Source organism: Corynebacterium lemuris, from assembly GCF_024919295.1.
Lineage (GTDB): Bacteria > Actinomycetota > Actinomycetes > Mycobacteriales > Mycobacteriaceae > Corynebacterium > Corynebacterium lemuris.
On record NZ_JANWTC010000039.1, the window covers coordinates 1 to 1,705 of the forward strand.

The following is a 1,705-nucleotide window of genomic DNA, read 5'->3' on the forward strand; positions in this document are numbered from 1 at the left end:
CTTGAGTCCTAAGGGTCGTTGCAACACTTTCCGATGAGAAAGGATTGCCATGACCCGCCCAACAGGACCATTCCACTCACTGACCCCCACCGACAAAGCCACCCTGCGCCGGCTGCTGCGCGACGGCCTCACCCTCCGCGCCGCAGCCACCCACGCCGAGTGCAACTACCGCCACGCTTGGCACTTCGCCCACGCCCACGAACTGATCGACTACCAGCCACACACCCACCGCCAGGACCAGACTGAACAGTTCCTCGATCTCATCCGCACCGGTCACAGCGTCCACGCCGCCGCCACAACCACCGGCGTCGGCTCCACCCGTGCCAGGCGCCTGGCCACCGAAGCAGGCCTGCACCTGCCACGCACCCGACACCAACACAAGATAGCCGCCACCGAACTACGCATCACCTACCTACGCCTCCGCCTGGCCGGCCTGCCACGACCCCACGCCGCCGAAGCCACCGGCATTAACCGGCGCCTGGCACTCGACATCGACAAAGGACTGGTCAAAACCACCGGCCCACGCCAGCGATTCATCCCCGCCGGACCCGATGCCACCACGTATAACAGGCTGATGACCGCCCTGATCACCCGCACCGACGTCATCGAACAAGGACGCCTTGCTGAACCGGCGCTACCGGCAGGGCTCAACCCCTACACCCCGATCAGCAGCCGGTACCTCAGCATGGACGAACGCATCCAGATCGCTGACCTCTACCGTGAACACCTGTCCGTCCGTGAGATCGCCCGCCGGCTGGGACGGTCAGCATCGACCATCAGCCGGGAAATCAGACGCAACCACAGCGCCGAAGGTCCCTACCGGGCAGAGACAGCACAGAAGAAGGCCACGGTGCGACGTCTGAGACCGAAAACCCCGAAACTACTCGGCCACAAGGCCCTCTACGATTACGTCGTCGCAGGTCTACGTGCAGAATGGTCCCCAGAACAAATCACAGGCCGCCTGCCTGTCGACCACCCCGATGACCAGGACATGCGCGTGAGCCCCGAAACGATCTACCAGGCCTTCTACCTCGACACCAAAGGCAGGCTCAAAGACCTCGGCCTGCAGTTGCCGACCGGCCGGAAGAAACGACACCTCCGACACCGACCACGTACCGGTGGACAGGGCCGGTTCGTCGACGCGATGGTCATGATCGACGACCGGCCCGATGAGATCGACGAACGGATCCTGCCCGGCCACTGGGAAGGCGATCTCATCCTCGGTGCCGGCAACCAATCCGCGGTGATCACCCTGGTCGAACGCGTCAGCCGCTTCGTCGCCCTAGGACATCTGCCCACCGACCACACCTCCACGTCCGTGCTCACCGCCTTGACCGGGATGATCAGCAGGCTTGATGAGTCGATCTGGTCGTCGATCACCTGGGACCAGGGCAGTGAGATGGCCGGACATAAAGCCTTCACCATGGCCACCGACATCCCGGTCTACTTCTGCCATCCCGGGTCGCCGTGGGAGCGAGGCACCAACGAAAACACCAACGGCAGACTACGCCGTAATCTCCCGAAATCATCCGACCTGTCCCGCTACAGCGCTGAGGACCTCGAGGTGATCGCCAACATCCACAACCACAAACCACGCAAAGCACTCGCCTGGGCCACCCCGGCAGAAGTCATGGCCCAAGCACTGCAAGAAACCGGTAGCATCACCTGAAAAGCACGAGCGTTGCAACGACCCTCAGAATCCGCC

Annotated in this window: 1 protein-coding gene; it reads left to right on the forward strand. The window is 63.2% G+C overall.

Features of this window, described 5'->3' with window-relative positions; translation table 11 throughout:
* Positions 1–49 precede the first annotated feature (49 nt).
* A complete protein-coding gene (locus NYP18_RS15615; protein WP_439648108.1) occupies positions 50–1,669 on the forward strand; it encodes an IS30 family transposase in 1,620 nt (539 codons plus the stop codon).
* Positions 1,670–1,705 lie beyond the last annotated feature (36 nt).

Coding starts and splice junctions, on each gene's coding strand:
- NYP18_RS15615 (WP_439648108.1), top strand. CDS start 50: ATGACCCGCCCAACAGGACCATTCCACTCACTGACCCCCACCGACAAA.